The 15,609-nt window shown below is 72.0% G+C and carries 13 protein-coding genes; 4 read left to right on the forward strand and 9 right to left on the reverse strand.

Going from position 1 to position 15,609, the window contains the following annotated elements:
- The first annotated feature begins 194 nt into the window (after positions 1-194).
- Positions 195-1,439: a D-alanyl-D-alanine carboxypeptidase family protein gene (locus ACFWZH_RS25425; RefSeq protein ID WP_384435520.1), complete on the forward strand. Its 1,245-nt coding sequence runs from the start codon at positions 195-197 to the stop codon at positions 1,437-1,439.
- Between the two features lie 293 nt (positions 1,440-1,732).
- Complete coding sequence (locus ACFWZH_RS25430; RefSeq protein WP_085922226.1) at positions 1,733-1,936, forward strand: cold-shock protein; 204 nt, start codon at positions 1,733-1,735, stop codon at positions 1,934-1,936.
- Positions 1,937-2,014: 78 nt separating this feature from the next.
- Here ACFWZH_RS25430 and ACFWZH_RS25435 read toward each other — a convergent pair whose 3' ends face one another.
- The 3 genes from ACFWZH_RS25435 to ACFWZH_RS25445 all read right to left on the reverse strand — a co-directional run bounded on the left by ACFWZH_RS25435 (position 2,015) and on the right by ACFWZH_RS25445 (position 3,984).
- Positions 2,015-2,593: a GNAT family N-acetyltransferase gene (locus ACFWZH_RS25435; RefSeq protein ID WP_384435524.1), complete on the reverse strand. Its 579-nt coding sequence runs from the start codon at positions 2,591-2,593 to the stop codon at positions 2,015-2,017.
- A gap of 57 nt (positions 2,594-2,650) precedes the next feature.
- Positions 2,651-2,845 (reverse strand): antitoxin, encoded by a 195-nt coding sequence (locus ACFWZH_RS25440; RefSeq protein ID WP_384435527.1) that lies wholly within the window; start codon positions 2,843-2,845, stop codon positions 2,651-2,653.
- A 113-nt stretch (positions 2,846-2,958) separates the two neighbouring features.
- Positions 2,959-3,984, reverse strand: coding sequence for an alpha/beta hydrolase (locus tag ACFWZH_RS25445; RefSeq protein WP_384435530.1), 1,026 nt, complete (start codon positions 3,982-3,984; stop codon positions 2,959-2,961).
- A gap of 194 nt (positions 3,985-4,178) precedes the next feature.
- Here ACFWZH_RS25445 and ACFWZH_RS25450 point away from each other — a divergent pair, with 194 nt between their 5' ends.
- The gene (locus tag ACFWZH_RS25450; RefSeq protein ID WP_384435532.1) at positions 4,179-4,493 is read left to right on the forward strand and encodes a hypothetical protein; all 315 of its coding nucleotides are present in this window, start codon (positions 4,179-4,181) and stop codon (positions 4,491-4,493) included.
- A 44-nt stretch (positions 4,494-4,537) separates the two neighbouring features.
- Here the strand turns inward: ACFWZH_RS25450 and ACFWZH_RS25455 are convergent, their stop codons facing one another.
- From ACFWZH_RS25455 to ACFWZH_RS25480, 6 genes are read right to left on the reverse strand one after another with little or no spacing between them, the layout of a single operon-like run.
- Entirely contained in the window at positions 4,538-7,579 is a 3,042-nt protein-coding gene (locus tag ACFWZH_RS25455) for an alpha-mannosidase (protein ID WP_384435535.1), read from the reverse strand.
- Positions 7,580-7,639: 60 nt separating this feature from the next.
- Entirely contained in the window at positions 7,640-9,733 is a 2,094-nt protein-coding gene (locus tag ACFWZH_RS25460) for an endo-beta-N-acetylglucosaminidase (RefSeq protein ID WP_384435538.1), read from the reverse strand.
- A complete protein-coding gene (locus tag ACFWZH_RS25465) occupies positions 9,730-11,016 on the reverse strand; it encodes a glycosyl hydrolase (RefSeq protein WP_384435541.1) in 1,287 nt (428 codons plus the stop codon). Before ACFWZH_RS25465 ends, ACFWZH_RS25460 begins: the two co-directional genes overlap by 4 nt.
- A gap of 45 nt (positions 11,017-11,061) precedes the next feature.
- Positions 11,062-11,958, reverse strand: a complete 897-nt coding sequence (locus tag ACFWZH_RS25470; RefSeq protein ID WP_384435543.1) for a carbohydrate ABC transporter permease — start codon at positions 11,956-11,958, stop codon at positions 11,062-11,064.
- Positions 11,955-12,824, reverse strand: a complete 870-nt coding sequence (locus ACFWZH_RS25475; RefSeq protein WP_384435546.1) for a carbohydrate ABC transporter permease — start codon at positions 12,822-12,824, stop codon at positions 11,955-11,957. Before ACFWZH_RS25475 ends, ACFWZH_RS25470 begins: the two co-directional genes overlap by 4 nt.
- A gap of 13 nt (positions 12,825-12,837) precedes the next feature.
- Complete coding sequence (locus ACFWZH_RS25480; protein WP_384435549.1) at positions 12,838-14,130, reverse strand: ABC transporter substrate-binding protein; 1,293 nt, start codon at positions 14,128-14,130, stop codon at positions 12,838-12,840.
- Between the two features lie 352 nt (positions 14,131-14,482).
- Between ACFWZH_RS25480 and ACFWZH_RS25485 the strand changes: the two genes are divergently transcribed.
- Positions 14,483-15,583, forward strand: coding sequence for a LacI family DNA-binding transcriptional regulator (locus ACFWZH_RS25485; RefSeq protein WP_384435552.1), 1,101 nt, complete (start codon positions 14,483-14,485; stop codon positions 15,581-15,583).
- Positions 15,584-15,609 lie beyond the last annotated feature (26 nt).

The following is a 15,609-nucleotide window of genomic DNA, read 5'->3' on the forward strand; positions in this document are numbered from 1 at the left end:
CCCCTGCTCCCCCCACAACCGGACCCGTTTCGCCCCCCCCCCCGCGGGGTAAAACGTGATTTGCAACCCCCCCCGGGGCGGGGTGGGGCGGGGGCGCGCGGGGGCCGCCCGGGCGCCCCACGGCGCACGGTGGCCGGGCATCGGATGGAGTACGCCAACCGGCGCGCGGCCAGGGGCGTTCTTAGCGTGGCCTCATGTCGAGCGTGAGGTGGGTCCCCGTCAGAATCGTGACCGCGCTGTCGGTTTGTGCCGCGAGCCTGCTGGCCGCGACCGGGCCGGCGCGCGCCGACGGCCCGCACGGCGTCGACGACCTGCGGGCCGGCGCGTACGCCGCCGGGCCGGGTGCCCCCGGGAGCCGGCTGGACCGCCGCGGCCTGCAGTTCCTGCCCCGGCCGGAGGTGCCCGCGCCGCCCAAGGTCTCCGCGCTGTCGTGGATGGTGACGGACCTGGCGAGCGGCAGCATCCTGGCGGCCGAGAACGCCCACCGGCCGCTGCCGCCCGCCAGCACGCTCAAGGCCCTCTTCGCGCTGACCGTGCTGCCGAGGTTCTCCCAGCGGGAGGTGCACACCGTCTCCGCCGCCGACCTGACCGGCATCGAGGCGGGCAGCTCGCTCGCGGGCCTGCGGCAGGAGGTGCCGTACCGCGTCGCGGACCTGTGGTACGGCGTGTTCCTGCGCTCGGGCAGCGACGCGGTGCACACCCTGGCCGGAATGAACGGCGGCTGGGACAAGACCATCGACGACATGCAGGAGATGGCGCGCCGCCTGGGCGCACGCGACACCAGGGTGGAGTCCGCGGACGGCTTCGACACGCCGGGCCAGTACTCGTCGGCGTACGACCTGTCGCTCTTCGGACAGGCCGGCCTGACCAACCCCGACTTCGCCCACTTCGCCTCGACGAAGTGGGCCGAGGTCCCCGAGGGCGCCCCGGACGCGTCCGAGATGCAGAACACCAACCGGCTGCTGGTCGGCTCGCACGGCGTCCGCCCGTACGACGGCCTGATCGGGGTGAAGAACGGCTATACGTCGCACGCCGGCAACACCCTGATCGCCGCCGCCGAGCGGGACGGTCGCCGGCTGCTGGTCACCGTCATGCACCCGCGGTCCGGCGGCCGCAACGCCGTCTACGAGGAGACCCGCGCCCTGCTGGACTGGGGCTTCGAGGCGGCTCCGCGGGCCGCGGCCGTCGGCATGCTGCCCACGATGGCGCCGGGGGAGCGGCAGGAGGGGCCGGAGCACGTCGTCCACCGGCCGCAGCCGCCCGCCGCACCGCACAAGGCGGCGGTCGCGGCGCAGGCCGCATCCGATGCCGAGGTGCGCCACCGGTGGCTGGTGTCGGCCGCCGGAGGCGTCGGCGCCGTGGCCGTCGCCGGGCTCGGATCGGCGCTGTGGTGGCGTCGGCGCGCGCCGCGCGAAGCCGGGGAGGGGGAGTCGGACTGAGGCTGCTTCCGCACCACCGGTCGTCGCACATCAGTCCGATGTGTCAGGGGTACGGGGGACGTCCGCTGGCCTTGCCCGGTGATGGGCGACGCGTCAGCAACGGTTGTACCGCCCGCCGGGCGTCGCTCGGTGTAGCGTCCTGATCAGCTGTCGTGGTTCCGAAGTACCGGGCGCCCGTGTCGCATTCACGGGCGTTCCTGCTGTGCGGTGCGTGTCCGGGCCAAGGCGATCACCTCCGGTTTCCGCGGTACGCGCGGAAACCGACGCAAGCCCATTGAACGAAGGAGACGTACATGGCTTCCGGCACGGTGAAGTGGTTCAACTCGGAGAAGGGCTTCGGCTTCATCGCACAGGACGGCGGCGGTGCCGACGTCTTCGCGCACTACTCCAACATTGACGCCACCGGCTTCCGTGAGCTGCAGGAGGGCCAGAAGGTGACCTTCGAGGTCACCCAGGGACAGAAGGGACCCCAGGCGGAGAAGATCCGGCTGGCGTGAGCGCGGCCGCAACGGCACCGGCGCCCGCTCCCGGACCCCCGGGGGCGGGCGCCGCCGTGCACGGTGCGCCACCGGCCCTCAGGGGCGGCGGCCGTTGAGGATCTTCTGGAAGAGCCGGTGGTCGCGCCAGGCCCCGTTGATGTGCAGATAGTCCTCGGCGGTGCCGAACAGGGTGAAGCCGCACTTGGTCAGCACCCGCTGTGAGGCGGCGTTGTGGACGAGGGTCCCGGCCTGCAGCCGGTGCAGCCCCAGCTCCGTGTCGGCGGCGGCGCAGACCGCCCGCAGCGCGGCGGAGGCGAGCCCGCGGCCCACCTGGCCCGCGTCGATCCAGTAGCCGACGTTGCCGCTGTGGAACGGGCCCCGCACGATGCCGGAGAGGGTGATCGTGCCGACGATGTCCGGCTCGGCCGCGCCCCCGTCCGGCTCCCGGACCAGCACCCAGGGCATCGACCGCCCGGCACCGCGCTCCGCGAGCATCTCCCGCAGCCGCTCCGCCTGTCCGGCGGGGGTGAAGAAGGCCTCGTCCCGGTCCGGCTCCCAGGGGCGCAGATGATCACGGCTCCGCAGGTAGGAACGGGCGAGGCCGGCGGCGTCCTCGGACACCGCCGGGCGCATCAGGACATCGGACGTGAGCCGGACGGACGATGCGGAGATCATCCGTACAGCGTACGGGCGAGGCGGCGGCCCCGGGTCGCCCGCGCGACAACCGCCGGTTCAGCCCTGTGGCGGCCGCTCCCTGCCCTGCCCGCCGCCGAACTCGTCCCTGAGCTTGTCCTGGCCGGTGTCGACCTGCCCCGTGTACTTGCCCCGGGTCTTGTCGTCGACCATGTCGCCGGCCTTGTCGATGCCCTTGTCCGTCTGGGATTCGTGGCCCTTCAGCATGTGCTTGATCTTGTCCAGCATGGACATGAGTCGTCCTCCTCACCACGGTCCCCCCACGACTCCAGCATCGCCCTCCACCAGGCGATCTGCATCCGCGCACCGGGGGCGCCGCCCCCCCCGCCCCCGGCCGCCGTCCCTCTTCAGGAGCCGCTCGCCACCGGCCCCTTCAGCTGGTCGCTGATGAACTTGATCGAGCCGTCCGCCATGCCCTTCTGGTAGTCCCAGGCGTTGTGCCGGCCGCCGGGTATGAGCTGCATCGAGGTATGTATCGGACCCTTGCCGTAGGTCCGGCGGAACTTCTCTATCGAGGCGGGGACGGTGGCGGACTCCCTGCTGCCGGCCTGGAAGGCGAGGTAGACGTCCGGGCCGCCCTTCTGCAGGAGGCGCTGGGCGAGCTTCTCCGGGTTGTTGGCGTCCTTCTCCGCCTGGTGCCCCGCCCACAGGGGCGAATCCGGCACGATGTCCGGGCCGCTGGCGATCGCCGCCTTGAACTTCTCCGGGTACTTCAGTACGGACTTCAGCCCCGCGAAACCACCCGAGGACGAGCCCATGAAGGCCCAGCCGTCGCGCGACTTGTACGTACGGAAATTGGCCTTCGTGAGGTTGACGACGTCCTCGGTCAGCCAGGTCCCCATCTTCTGCTGCCCGGGGATGTCGCTGCCGTCGTGGTACTGGGTGTCCGGGTTGAGCATCGGCATCACCACGATGAACGGCAGGCTCTTGCCCTCCGCGGTCCACTTCGTGATGTTCTCCTGCAGCGCGATGTCGCCGCCGACCCAGTAGTTGGTGACACCGCCCTGCTCCTTCGGGCTGCCCAGACCGCCCGGCAGGGCTATCAGCACCGGAAAGCCGCTCTTGGCGTACTTCGGGTCCTGATACTCCTTCGGGGCCCAGACCCAGACGCTGCCGGTGACGCCCGATTTCGCGCCCTTGAGCGTCGTGCGCGCTATATGGGTGCCGTCATCCAGCGTGCGGGTGATCCGGAAGTCGCTCTTGGGTCCGGTGGGCAGCAGGGTGTCGGCGTCCACGGGCTTGACCCGCGCGCCGCCCCCGTCCTTGGAGCCGGCGTTGAAGTCGACCGGGTTTCCGGTGTCCGAGCAGCCGGTGAGCAGCGCGCAGCTGGCGACGAGGGTGGCCGTGAGCGCGACGGCATAGCGATGTTTCAACGGTGACTCCGCGACGGGGTGATCAAGTACAAGTGCTCATAAAGAGGGAAAACCGATGGCCGGGGTTCCCTCGTCGGCCCCCTCGTCGCGCGGGCCCCGACCCCGGCTCACCCGTTCGGCGTACTGCCCCCTCGGCGGATTCGGCTCGGCCCGCTCGACGGGCACCGCGTCGCGGTCCGGCCGAGAATGCAGCGGTGAGCGATGAACACCGCAGTGCCGACCACACCGTGCCGCGCGCCGTGCCGGGTGACGAGGAGAGACGGCTTGCCAGGAAGGCGCTGGCCGGCCGCGCGCGGGACGCGAACGATCTGACGTTGCTGATGGACATGCTGGGCCTGGATCCGAGCCGCGATCCGGGCCAGGAGCCGTACGGCCTGGAGCTGGGCCCGGGCCCCTTGCCCGGCCGCGGGCGACGGGCCGGGCGCGGCGCCGGGCGCGAGCGGCGCGCCGAGCTGCGGCGCGACACCTGCCGCGACGCCCGGTCGCGCTCGGGCCGGCCCAGGCCCTGACATCCGCCCCGGGCCCGCCCACCGCCCGATCGGCACGTCGCCCCTCAGCGGTCCCCCGCCCGGCGCAGCCGCAGGGTCACGATCTGGAACGGGCGGAGCCGCATCCGTACCGTGCCGCCGTCCCGCTCGATCGCCGGGCCGTCGTCGGTCGGCCGTTCCAGCAGATCGGTGGTGACGGCGCCGGCCACCTCGAAGCCGGCCGTCACCGACGTGACCGCCCGCCCGCCGTGCGCCTCGTGGAGGCGCACGATCACATCGCCGCTCGCGTCGTCGGCGAGCTTGACCGCGGTGACCACCGTCGCGTCGTTGCCGACCGTGATCAGCGGCGGCACCGGCTCCGCGCCGGTGATCCGGCGCTCGGGCAGGTTGATGCGGTGTCCCTCGCGCACCGCGTCGCCGATGGCGGCGCCGGGCACCAGCGCATAGCGGAAGCGGTGCACGCCCTGGTCGGTCTCGGGGTCGGGGAAGCGCGGGGCGCGCAGCAGGGAGAGCCGCACGGTCGTGGTCGTGCCCAGGTCGCCGTCGTCCCGGACGGTACGGGTGACGTCATGGCCGTAGGTCGCGTCGTTGACCAGCGCGACGCCCCAGCCCGGCTCCTCCAGATGCACGAACCGGTGCGCGCACGCCTCGAACTTGGCCGCCTCCCAGCTGGTGTTGGTGTGCGTGGGCCGGTAGAGGTGCCCGAACTGGGTCTCCGCGGCGTAGCGCTCGGCGTGCAGGTCCAGCGGGAACGCGGCCTTGAGGAACTTCTCGGTCTCGTGCCAGTCGACCTCGGTGTCGATGTCCAGGCGCCGCTGCCCGCGCATCAGCGTCAGCGACTGCACCACCCGTGAGTCGCCGAAGGTACGGGTCACCCGCACCGTAGCCGCGTCCCCGGAGACCTCGCCGAGCACGACCTCGTCGGCGTCCGTCAGATCGGTGACGACATTGCGGTAGAACGCATCCACGTCCCAGGCATCCCACATGTTGGGGAAGTCCGGGTGGATCTGCAGCAGGTTCGCCGCCGCGCCCGGAGCCACCGCCTCACGGTCGGCCCGCCGGTCGTACGCGGAGACCACCAGGCCGCGGCCGTCGATCTCGATCCGCAGCAGGCCGTTGGCGAGCGTGAACCCGCCGTCGTCACGGGCCGCGGCGGACACCTCCGGCCCCTCGGCCACCGCGGGCGCCACCGCACCGGCCGCGACCCCGCCGCGGGCGTGCGGCGCGGAGTTGGCCACCAGCTCCCCGCCGCCGTCGCCGGCCAGCGCCGCCAGCGCGGCGGCGATGATCCCCTCCAGCTCGGCGGCGACCGACGCATACGTCCGCTCCGCCTCGCGATGCACCCAGGCGATGGAGGAGCCGGGCAGGATGTCATGGAACTGATGGAGCAGCACCGTCTTCCAGATCCGGTCCAGCTCGGCGTAGGGGTAGGGGTGCCCGGCCAGCACGGCGGCGGTGGCCGACCAGAGTTCGGCCTCCCGGAGCAGCTGCTCGCTGCGCCGGTTGCCGCGCTTGGTCCTGGCCTGGCTGGTGAGGGTCGCGCGATGCAGCTCCAGATACAGCTCGCCCACCCACACCGGGGCATGCGGATACTCCGCCTCCGCCTTCGCGAAGAAGTCCGCCGGCCGTTCCCACTCCACCGTCGCCGAACCGTCCAGGTCGCGCAGCCGGCGGGCCTTGGCGATCATCTCGCGGGTGGTGCCCCCGCCGCCGTCGCCCCAGCCGGTCGGCGCCAGCGAGTGCCGGGCCACCCCCTTGTCCTTGAAGTTCCGCGCCGCATGGGCGATTTCGCTGCCCGCCATCTGGCAGTTGTAGGTGTCCACCGGCGGGAAGTGGGTGAAGATCCGGGTGCCGTCGATGCCCTCCCAGCGGAAGGTGTGGTGCGGAAAGGCGTTGACCTGACTCCAGGAGATCTTCTGCGTCAGCAGCCACTTCGACCCCGCCGCCTTGATGATCTGCGGCAGCCCCGCGGCGAAACCGAAGGTGTCCGGCAGCCACGCCTCGTCGTTCTCGACGCCGAACTCCTCCAGGAAGAACCGCTTGCCGTGCACGAACTGACGGGCCATCGCCTCCGACCCCGGCATGTTGGTGTCCGACTCCACCCACATCCCGCCCGCCGGTACGAACCGCCCCTCCGCGACCGCCTTCTTGACCTTGGCGTAGACCTCGGGCCGGTGCTCCTTGATCCAGGCGTACTGCTGCGCCTGCGACATGGCGTAGACGAACTCCGGCTCGTCCTCCAGCAGCGCCGTCATGTTCGACGTCGTACGCGCCACCTTCCGCACGGTCTCGCGCAGCGGCCACAACCACGCCGAATCGATGTGCGCATGCCCCACCGCGCTGATCCGGTGCGCCGACGCCCCCGCGGGCGCCGCCAGCACCGCGCTCAGCTCCGCACGCGCCGCCCCCGCCGTCGCGTTGACCCGCTGCAGGTCCACCGCGTCCAGCGCCCGGCCGACCGCCCGCAGCACCTCCCAGCGCCGCGGACCGTCCACCGGGAGCTCCACCATCAGCTCGCCCAGCACCTCCAGGTCCAGGATCAGCTCCCACACCTCGGTGTCGAACACCGCCAGATCCATCCGCGCCAGCCGGTACTGCGGCTCGCTGCCCGCGGTCTCCCGGTCGCCCAACGGGGTCGGCCGGAAGGGGTGGACATCGAGGATGACGGGGTTGGACGCGGCCTCCAGATGCCACTCGACACGCTCGCCGCCACGGACCGGCGCGCCCACCCGCACCCACTGGTTGCGCGGATTGACCGCCTTGACCGGAGTGCCGTCGGGCAGATGGACCAGCGCCTCGCACTGGAAGCCCGGCATCCGCTCGTCGAATCCCAGGTCGAGCACGGCCTCCACGGTGCGGCCCGCCCACCGCGCGGGCACCTCGCCGACCACCTTGAACCAGGTCGTGCCCCAGGGCGCGCCCCAGGCATCGCCCACCGCCACCGGCGTGTGCGCGGCGGCCAGGCCCTCCGCCACCGGTACCGGCTCGCCCGGCGCGACCCACGCCGAGACCTCCAGGGGAACCGATTCCGGATACAGCGCGGGCCGAATGCGCTCGTCCAGGACCCGCTGGAGACGGGCTTCGATCAGTGCGCGATCGTCATGCATGGCGATGACTCCGTAGCGTCGAGGGGTACGGGAGGCAGAGACGGCCCCCAACTTCCGTCCCTACCAGGGGAGTTCGACCTCGGCAGGCTCCGAGACGGTGAACAGTTCCTGCACGGCGCGCACCTGGAGCCGGGCGGCCGGCTCGCCCTGCGCGCGCCGCAGCCCCGGTAGGTGGAAGGCCGTGCCGCAGGTGCCGCCGAGGAACCGGCGCGTGCCGTCCGGGAGCCGGCGGTGCAGCTCGTAGTGGCGCACCGGACCGGCGGCCCGCCGCCAGCGCAGCCGCAGCGAGGTCGCCCCGTCGACGGTGGCGGTGTCGGTGACCTCCAGTCCGGTGGGCGGGGCCGGGGCGGTGACCGCGTCATGGACCGCCAGTGCCCCCAGCCGCCAGGCCACCGGCGCGCCGCCGCGGCCGGTCAGCCGCACGCCCAGGGCGTGGACCGGGCCGGTGCCGAGCGGGCCGAGCCGCACCGAGTCGGTGCGCCAGCCGCCGCCCGGCTCCAGGGTGCCCGCCGGCAGGTACCGGTACGGGGCGGGCCGGCCCGGCGCCGGCGCTTCCCGTAAGGCGATCGCGACCTCGACGGCCACCGGGCCCGACGACGGATCGAGGCGATGGGTGAGATCGAGGACCGTCCCGACGCCGGTCGGCAGCCGGGCACCGAACAGCTCCAGCGTGGCCGGCGCGTCCAGGGCGCCGCGCACCAGCAGACTGCTGCCGCCGCGCCAGGCGTCGGCGAAGTCCAGCGACACGTCCGGGCGCCGGCCCTTGGTCCATACCGCCCAGCGTCTGGGCGGCAGCCGGTCCTGCAGCCCGAGATGGTTCCAGGGCGTGTCGGACGTGATCGCGCCGTCCTCGTACCAGCGCAGGCCGTGCCCGGTGTTGAAGGTGCTGGCGAACGGCAGCGCGCCGAGCGTCGCACGGTCGGCGACCGCGGTGGCCGGTGCCCGCCAGCCGCCGCCCTTGCCGCCGGGCCTGGTCGGATCCAGGCCCGCACCGGACCAGAACCGGTCGTCCGCGGCGTGGAACTGGCCCGGCGTACGCCCCGCGGGCAGGTGGGAGAGCGTCCACTCGGGCCGGTAGAAGCCGTACGACACGACATGGTCGCGCCCGGCGGGGACGATCGCGTCCCAGTCGGTGCGGGTGTCCCAGCCCGCCGACTCCACGTCGACCCCGGCCCACAACTCATAGCGGCTGCGGCCCAGCCGGTCCGCCAGGCGCCCCGACTCCGCCAGCCGCCCCGCGCTCCAGCGGAAGTCGACGAACAGCGCATCGGCGACCGGTCCCGCCGCGTCCTGGAAGAACGGCCGGTTCAGCTCGTTGAGCGCGCCCTGCCAGCCGACCTGCCCGGTCGTGTTCATCGCGTCGTACCAGGTGATCCGCAGACCGTGCGGGGCGCCCGCGGCCCGCAGCGCGCGCAGGAACGCCTGCATGTCGGCGGCCAGCGCGGCATCGCCGCCCTCGGTCTCGGCGTTGATGAACCAGCCGTCGAAGCCGTACACCGTCGCGACCTGCACCAGTTTGGCGGCGAGCGGGAAGCGCCCGGAGGCGTCCCTGCGCACCAGGTCGCGGGTCCAGCGCAGCTGCCCGCCGTAGGCGACCGGCGGGAGGAAGACGGTGCCGAGGACGGGGACGCCGTTGCGGTGCGCGGCGTCGACGACCGGGGCGTTCGGGGCGAGGATCAGGCCCTCGCCGGAGGAGCCGCCCCAGAAGACCAGCTCGTCGAGGTACGCCCAGTGGGTCGGTGCGTAGTAGTCGGCCGTCGCCGAGCCCTGTGACGGGTTGCCCGCGGTGTGGTCGAAGGCCGCCAGCGCGCTGATCCGGGCCTGGCCCGTGCGCGCCGTGGTGTTCGCCGGGACCGGGGTGAAGCGCTCGGCCAATGGCACCGTCGCCGTGTTGAACGCCAGGTCCCGGTCGGTCTCGGGCCGCCAGTCCGCAAGGCTCCGCCAGGTGATGCCGTCCCCGGGTGTGCCCGACGGCAGCGAGTCGGGGAACCAGTACGACGCGTATGGCTGCAAGGAGTCCGCGGCACGGGCCCCGGGGCGGCCGGCGGCCAGCGCCGAGCCGCCCCCGAGGGACGGCCCGAGCAGCGCGGCCGCGGCACCGGCCCCGGCCAGCAGTACCCGGCGGCGGGGCAGATGCGACGGTTGACGGTTCATGAGGTGCTCCTCCGGTGGGGGACGGACGGCGACGGGCGGCGCGCGGGGCCGACCTCGTCGGGTGTGCAGACCTCGGTGATCCCACGGGACGTCAGATGTGCGGTGTCGGTGGCGAGTTCGGCCAGTACGAGAGCCGGCCGGGCCCCCTGGGCGGCCAGCTCCGCCCAGGCCTCGAAGACCGGGCCACCGGGCGCGCACACCGAACGCCGCGGCGCCGCCTTCACACCGCCGGTGTCGACGACCAGTGCGGTGCTGCGCACCGGCGGCCGGTGCGCCCGGCCCCGGTACGCCTCGACCAGCGCCGCGATCGCCCGGCCCACCGGCTTGACCGTACGGTCGTTGCGCAGCAGGCCCAGCCCGTACTCCAGCTCGGGGAAGTCGGCGAGCGAGCGCGCCACATCGTGCGAGCACCACCAGGTGACGCCCCACAGGTCCGGGCAGTCCAGCGCGGCCGCGACGGTGGCCCCGGTGAAGCGCGCCGCGCCCTCCTCGGGGATGTGCGGGGCGGGGGCGCCGACCTCCTGGAGCCACACCGGGCGGTGCGGGTCCTCGGCCCAGGCCTTGGACAGCTCGATGAGGTACGCGGCGTGCTGCTCGGTGGCGGTGCCGGTCGGCCCGTGCCGCTGTGCGGTGCCGTTGAACACCCAGGAGTGCACGGCCGTGACGGCGCCGAGCCGGGCGGCCTGCGCGGGCGTGAAGGGGTGGCCGTCGCGGTACCAGACGTTGTCGTACTCGGCGTGCAGATGCATCCGGCCCGGCGCACCGCGCTCGCACGCCGCGAGCATCCGCCGCAGCCAGGCGTCGGCCTGCTCGTCGGTGATCCGGTCCGGGTCCGGGTGCGGACCGTCCGAGAACTGGTTGATCTCGTTGCCGAGCGTCATCCCGAGGAAGTTCGGCCGGTCGGCGAGCGCCGCCGCCAGCGTCCGCAGATACTCCTCCTGGCCCGCCAGCACCTCCGGGTCGGTGAAGATGTTCCGGCGGTGCCAGGTCTGCGTCCAGGCGGGAAGGAAGTCGAAGCTCGACAGATGGCCCTGCAGCCCGTCGACGTTGACGTCGAGGCCGCGTTCGGCCGCGGCGTCCGCCAGCTGCACCAGCTGCTCCACGGCCCGCGGCCGGATCAGGGTGCGGTTGGGCTGGAAGAGCGGCCAGAGCGGGAAGACCCGGATGTGGTCCAGGCCGAGGGCGGCGATCGAGTCGAGGTCGGCGCGCACGGCGTCCAGGTCGAAGTCGAGCCAGTGGTGGAACCAGCCCTGGGTGGGGGTGTAGTTGGCGCCGAATCGCATGGGACTCCTGTCGGTACGGGCGGGAATCGGGCGGGCCGGGGCGGGTCAGCCCTTGACGGCGCCCTCGCCGACGCCGCGGAAGAAGTAGCGCTGCAGACAGGCGAACAGCACGATCAGCGGGACGACGGCGATGACGGTGCCGGCCGCGACCAGCCGCTGGTTGTCCGCGAAGGTGCCGTGCAGAAAGTTCAGTCCGATGGTCAGGGTGAACTTCGACTGGTCGCTGAGCACGATCAGCGGCCACAGGAAGTCGTCCCAGGCGCCCATGAACGAGAAGATCGCCACGACCGCGAGGGTGCCCCTGACCGACGGCAGCGCGATCCGTACGAACCGCTGCCAGGCGTTGGCCCCGTCGACGAACGCCGCCTCCTCGACCTCGTACGGCAGATGCGCGAAGGCGTTCCGCATCAGCAGCACGTTCATCGCCCCGATGCAGCCGGGCAGCACCACACCGAGCAGGGTGTTGTTGAGCTGCAGTTCCCGCATCGTCACGAACTGGGCGATCATGATGCTCTCGACCGGCACCAGCATCGCCATGATGAAGACGACCAGTGCGGCCCCGCGGCCCCGAAAGCGCATCCGGGCCAGTGTGTAGCCGGCGAGCGCTGCCCCCGCGCAGTTGGTGACCACATTGGCGGTGGCGACCTTCAGGGAGTTCAGGGCGAAGTCCCAGACCGGGATGATCTCTGCGACGCCGGCGTAGTTGGCCAGTGTGGCGTCCTGGGGGATCAGGCTGGGCGGATAGCGGTAGATGTCCTCGCCCGGCCCCTTGAGGGACGTGGACAGCTGCCACAGGAACGGCCCGACGGTCAGTGCCAGCACGGCGAGCAGCAGGAGGTAGCGGAGCGGCAACCGCCACCACGGCAGCCGCCGCCGACCGTCGCGCCGCTGCCGCCGCCCGTCGCGCCGCCGCCGTGGCGCGACGGCCCCCGCGGCGTTCACGCCTCCTCCTTGCGGCCGGCGCGCAGCACCAGCAGCATCAGCCCGAGAGTGATCACGAACACCACCACGGACAGCGCGGAGGCATAGCCGACCCGGCCGCTGAGACCGGTCCCGGCCTGCTGGACGAGCATCACCAAGGTGGTGTCCTCCCCGCCGGGGCCGCCGGTCGGACCGGCCATGAGATAGACCTCGGAGAACACCTTGAAGGCGCCCACCGCGGACAGGGCGGCCACCAGCACCATCGTGCCGCGCACCGCGGGCACCGTGACGGTCACGAAGCGGCGCACCGCCCCCGCGCCGTCGACCGCGCACGCCTCGTGCAGCTCCGGTGGAACGTTCGCCAGCGCCGCCAGATAAATGATCATGTAGTAGCCGAGGCCCTTCCAGACGGTGACCGCCATCGCGCTGAGCAGCAGCAGCCAGGGGTCGCTGAGGAAGCCCGCCCTGCCGAAGCCCAGGCCCTCCAGAAGGGCGTTGATCAGCCCCCGGTCGTCCAGCAGCCACACCCAGATCAGACCGACCACGACCACGGAGGCGACCACCGGCGTGTAGAACGCGGCGCGGAAGAACGTGATCCCGGGTATCTGCCGCTGCACCAGCATGGCCAGCAGCAGCGGCAGGATCACCAGCAGCGGGACGACCCCCAGGACGTACAGCAGGCTGTTGCGCAGCCCCGTCCAGAACATCGCGTCATGGATCAGCTCCTGGTAGTTGGCACCACCGACGAACCGGCCCGCGGTGAGCGTGCGGGCATCGGTGAAGGAGTGCGCCACCGTGCTGAGGAACGGGTAGAGGCCGAACGCGGCCACGATCAGCAGCCCGGGACCGAGGAACAGCCAGGGACTGGCCGGCTTGTGCGTCTTCATGGGCCGTCCGGCCTCAGCCGGTCTTCAGCAGGCGGTTGCACTCGGCGACCGCGCCGTCCAGCGCCGCCTCGGGTGACTGCCTGCCTTGCACGGCCTTGGCGACCGCGTTGCGCAGCACGGTCTTCATCTGGTCGCTGAGCAGCACCGGGGTGTAATTCACCGCGGTCTTCAGCGACTTGGCCGACGCCACCCGTACCCGGGTCGCGTCGGTGCCGTCCTCCTTGGTGAAGTACGGGTCGTCCAGCGAGCCCTTGGTGCTCGGGAAGATGGTCACCTTCTTGGCGAAGGCCATCTGGTTCTTCCTGTCGGTGACGAAGTGCGCGAACGCGACCGCCGCCGGCTTGACTTCGCTCTGCGCGTTCACCATCAGGCCCTGGACGTACATATTGGCCTTACCGGTGTTGTTGACCGCGTCGGTGATACCGATGTGCCGGTAGAGGCCCGGTGCCTCCTTCTTGAAGTTCTCCAGATCGAGCGCGCTGCCCGGATTCATCGCCACCGACTGCTGCTGGAACTTCCGCCCCGACGACTCCGCCTGCGCGGTCAGCGCCTGCGAGTCCAGCGCCCCGGACGCATACAGCTCCTTGTAGTGCCGCAGCAGCTCCACGCCCTTGGGCTCGTTGAACGTGAACTCCGTGCCGCGGGCGTTCATCAGCCGTACGCCGTACCGTCCGAAGTCCTCGATCGACGGCGTACTGGCGAGCATCGCCATCTTCCGCCCGCTCCTCTTCGCCATCGCGACCGCGTCCTTGAAGAGCTGGTCGTAGGTGGTCGGGGGCTTCTCCGGGTCGAGTCCGGCCCTCTTGAAGAGGTCCTTGTTGTAGAACATCGGCCCGGTGTTCAGATACCACGGAAAGGCATAGACCCCCGGCAGCCCCGGCATCTCATGACTCTTCCACGCGCCGGGGAGGTACTCCTCGCGGTACTTTCCCGCCGCCTTTTCCAGGTCGAGCGCCACCCCCGCCTTGGCCAGCGGATAGGCGAGATCCGGCGATACATTGACGACGTCCGGCAGCGTCCCGCCCGCCGCATCCGCGCTCAACTTCTGCGGGTAACCCTCGGCCGGCTGATCCACCCACTTCACCCTGGTGTCCGGATACTCCTGCTCGAAATCCGCGATGACGCCCTCGAAGTAGTCCTTGAAATTGGCCTTGAGGTTCCAGGTCTGGAACGTGACCTGCCCCTCGACCTTCCCCGAGGCGCCGTCCGCCCCGTCGGATCCCCCTGAAGGACCGCATGCGGCCAAGGCGAGCACCGGGATGACCCATGCCGCCGTCGCGGCAGTCGCTCGACGGGAAAAACGCATGACTGGCGGCTCCTTTGCTCGAACCAGACACCGATGCGGAGACTGCCGCGCAGGACCATATAAATCAGTGGCCGAAAAAATAAGCCAGTGCTGTCGATCAGGAAAGCGGGCGGCGGATTTCTCGACGAGCCGCTCCGCCGAGTATTTCGCTGGTCCTCGGGCGACGATGCGGCAGACGCTACTAATGCGTTTTAGTAGGTGTCAACACCCAGGTCCCGAAAAACCTCTTCCCGTGCCATGCGAACGCCGTCTTCCGGACGTTCTCAACGGCTGTCCGAACGGGGTTTGACACCGCACTCGCCGCTGATCAGACTGGGCGCACTAATGCGGTTCAGGTCGAGGAGAGCCCGCCATGACAGCGCCCGGTGAGGCCGCCCGCCGGAGGCCGGCGCGCCGACCGACGATCAAGGACATCGCCCGCCGGGCCGGAGTCTCGGAGAGTGCCGTCTCCTTCGCCCTCAACGACCGGCCGGGCGTCTCCCAGGACACCCGCGCCCGGGTACGGCGCGTCGCGGAGGAACTGGGCTGGCAGGCCAACAGCGCGGCCCGCGCACTGTCCGGCGAACGCGCCGGGGCCCTGGGACTGGTGCTCGCCCGGCCCGCGCGGACCCTGGGCGTGGAGTCCTTCTTCCTCCAGCTCGTCTCCGGCATCCAGGAAGTGCTCTCGGCGCGCCGGATCGCGCTGCTCTTCCAGGTCGTCGAGGACCTCGACGCCGAGTGCGCGCTCTACCGCCGCTGGTGGGCCGAACGCCGGGTGGACGGCGTCCTGGTCGTCGACCCGCGCACCGAGGACCCGCGACCGGAGCTGCTCGCCGGACTCGGCCTGCCGGCCGTCGTCATCGGAGGCCCGTCCGCCCCCGGCCCAGGCGCGGCCGAGCGGACGGCCGCCCACCCGCAGTCCCTGCCCTCCACGGTCTGGGCCGACGACTCCCAGGCCATGGCCCGGGTCCTCGACCACCTCCACGCCCTCGGGCACCGCCGCATCGTGCATGTGGCGGGCCTGCCCGGCCTCGCCCACACCGAACGCCGCATCCGCTCACTGCGCACCGAAGCGGCCCGCCGCGGCCTCGACGCAACCCGGGTCCGCTCCGTGACCACCGACTACTCGGACGCCGAAGGGGCCCACGCCACCCGCCGCGTCCTCGACGCTCCCGAGCCGCCCACCGCGATCATCTACGACAACGACGTGATGGCCGTGGCCGGCGCCTCGGTCGCCGCCGGGCGCGGCATCCCCGTCCCCGACCGCCTGTCGATCGTGGCCTGGGACGACTCGGCGCTCTGCCGCGTCACCCACCCCCGGCTGACCGCACTGGTCCGCGACACCCCCGGCTTCGGACGGCTCGCCGCCCAGGAACTCCTCACCGTCCTCGACGGCGGACCGCCACGCACCGTACGGGGCGAACAGCCGCATCTGGAGGCCCGAGAGAGCACCGGCCCGTGCCCGGGGAGCTGACGCGGCGCTGACCGCCCGGTCCGCCC

Source organism: Streptomyces sp. NPDC059008, assembly GCF_042749045.1.
Taxonomy (GTDB): domain Bacteria; phylum Actinomycetota; class Actinomycetes; order Streptomycetales; family Streptomycetaceae; genus Streptomyces.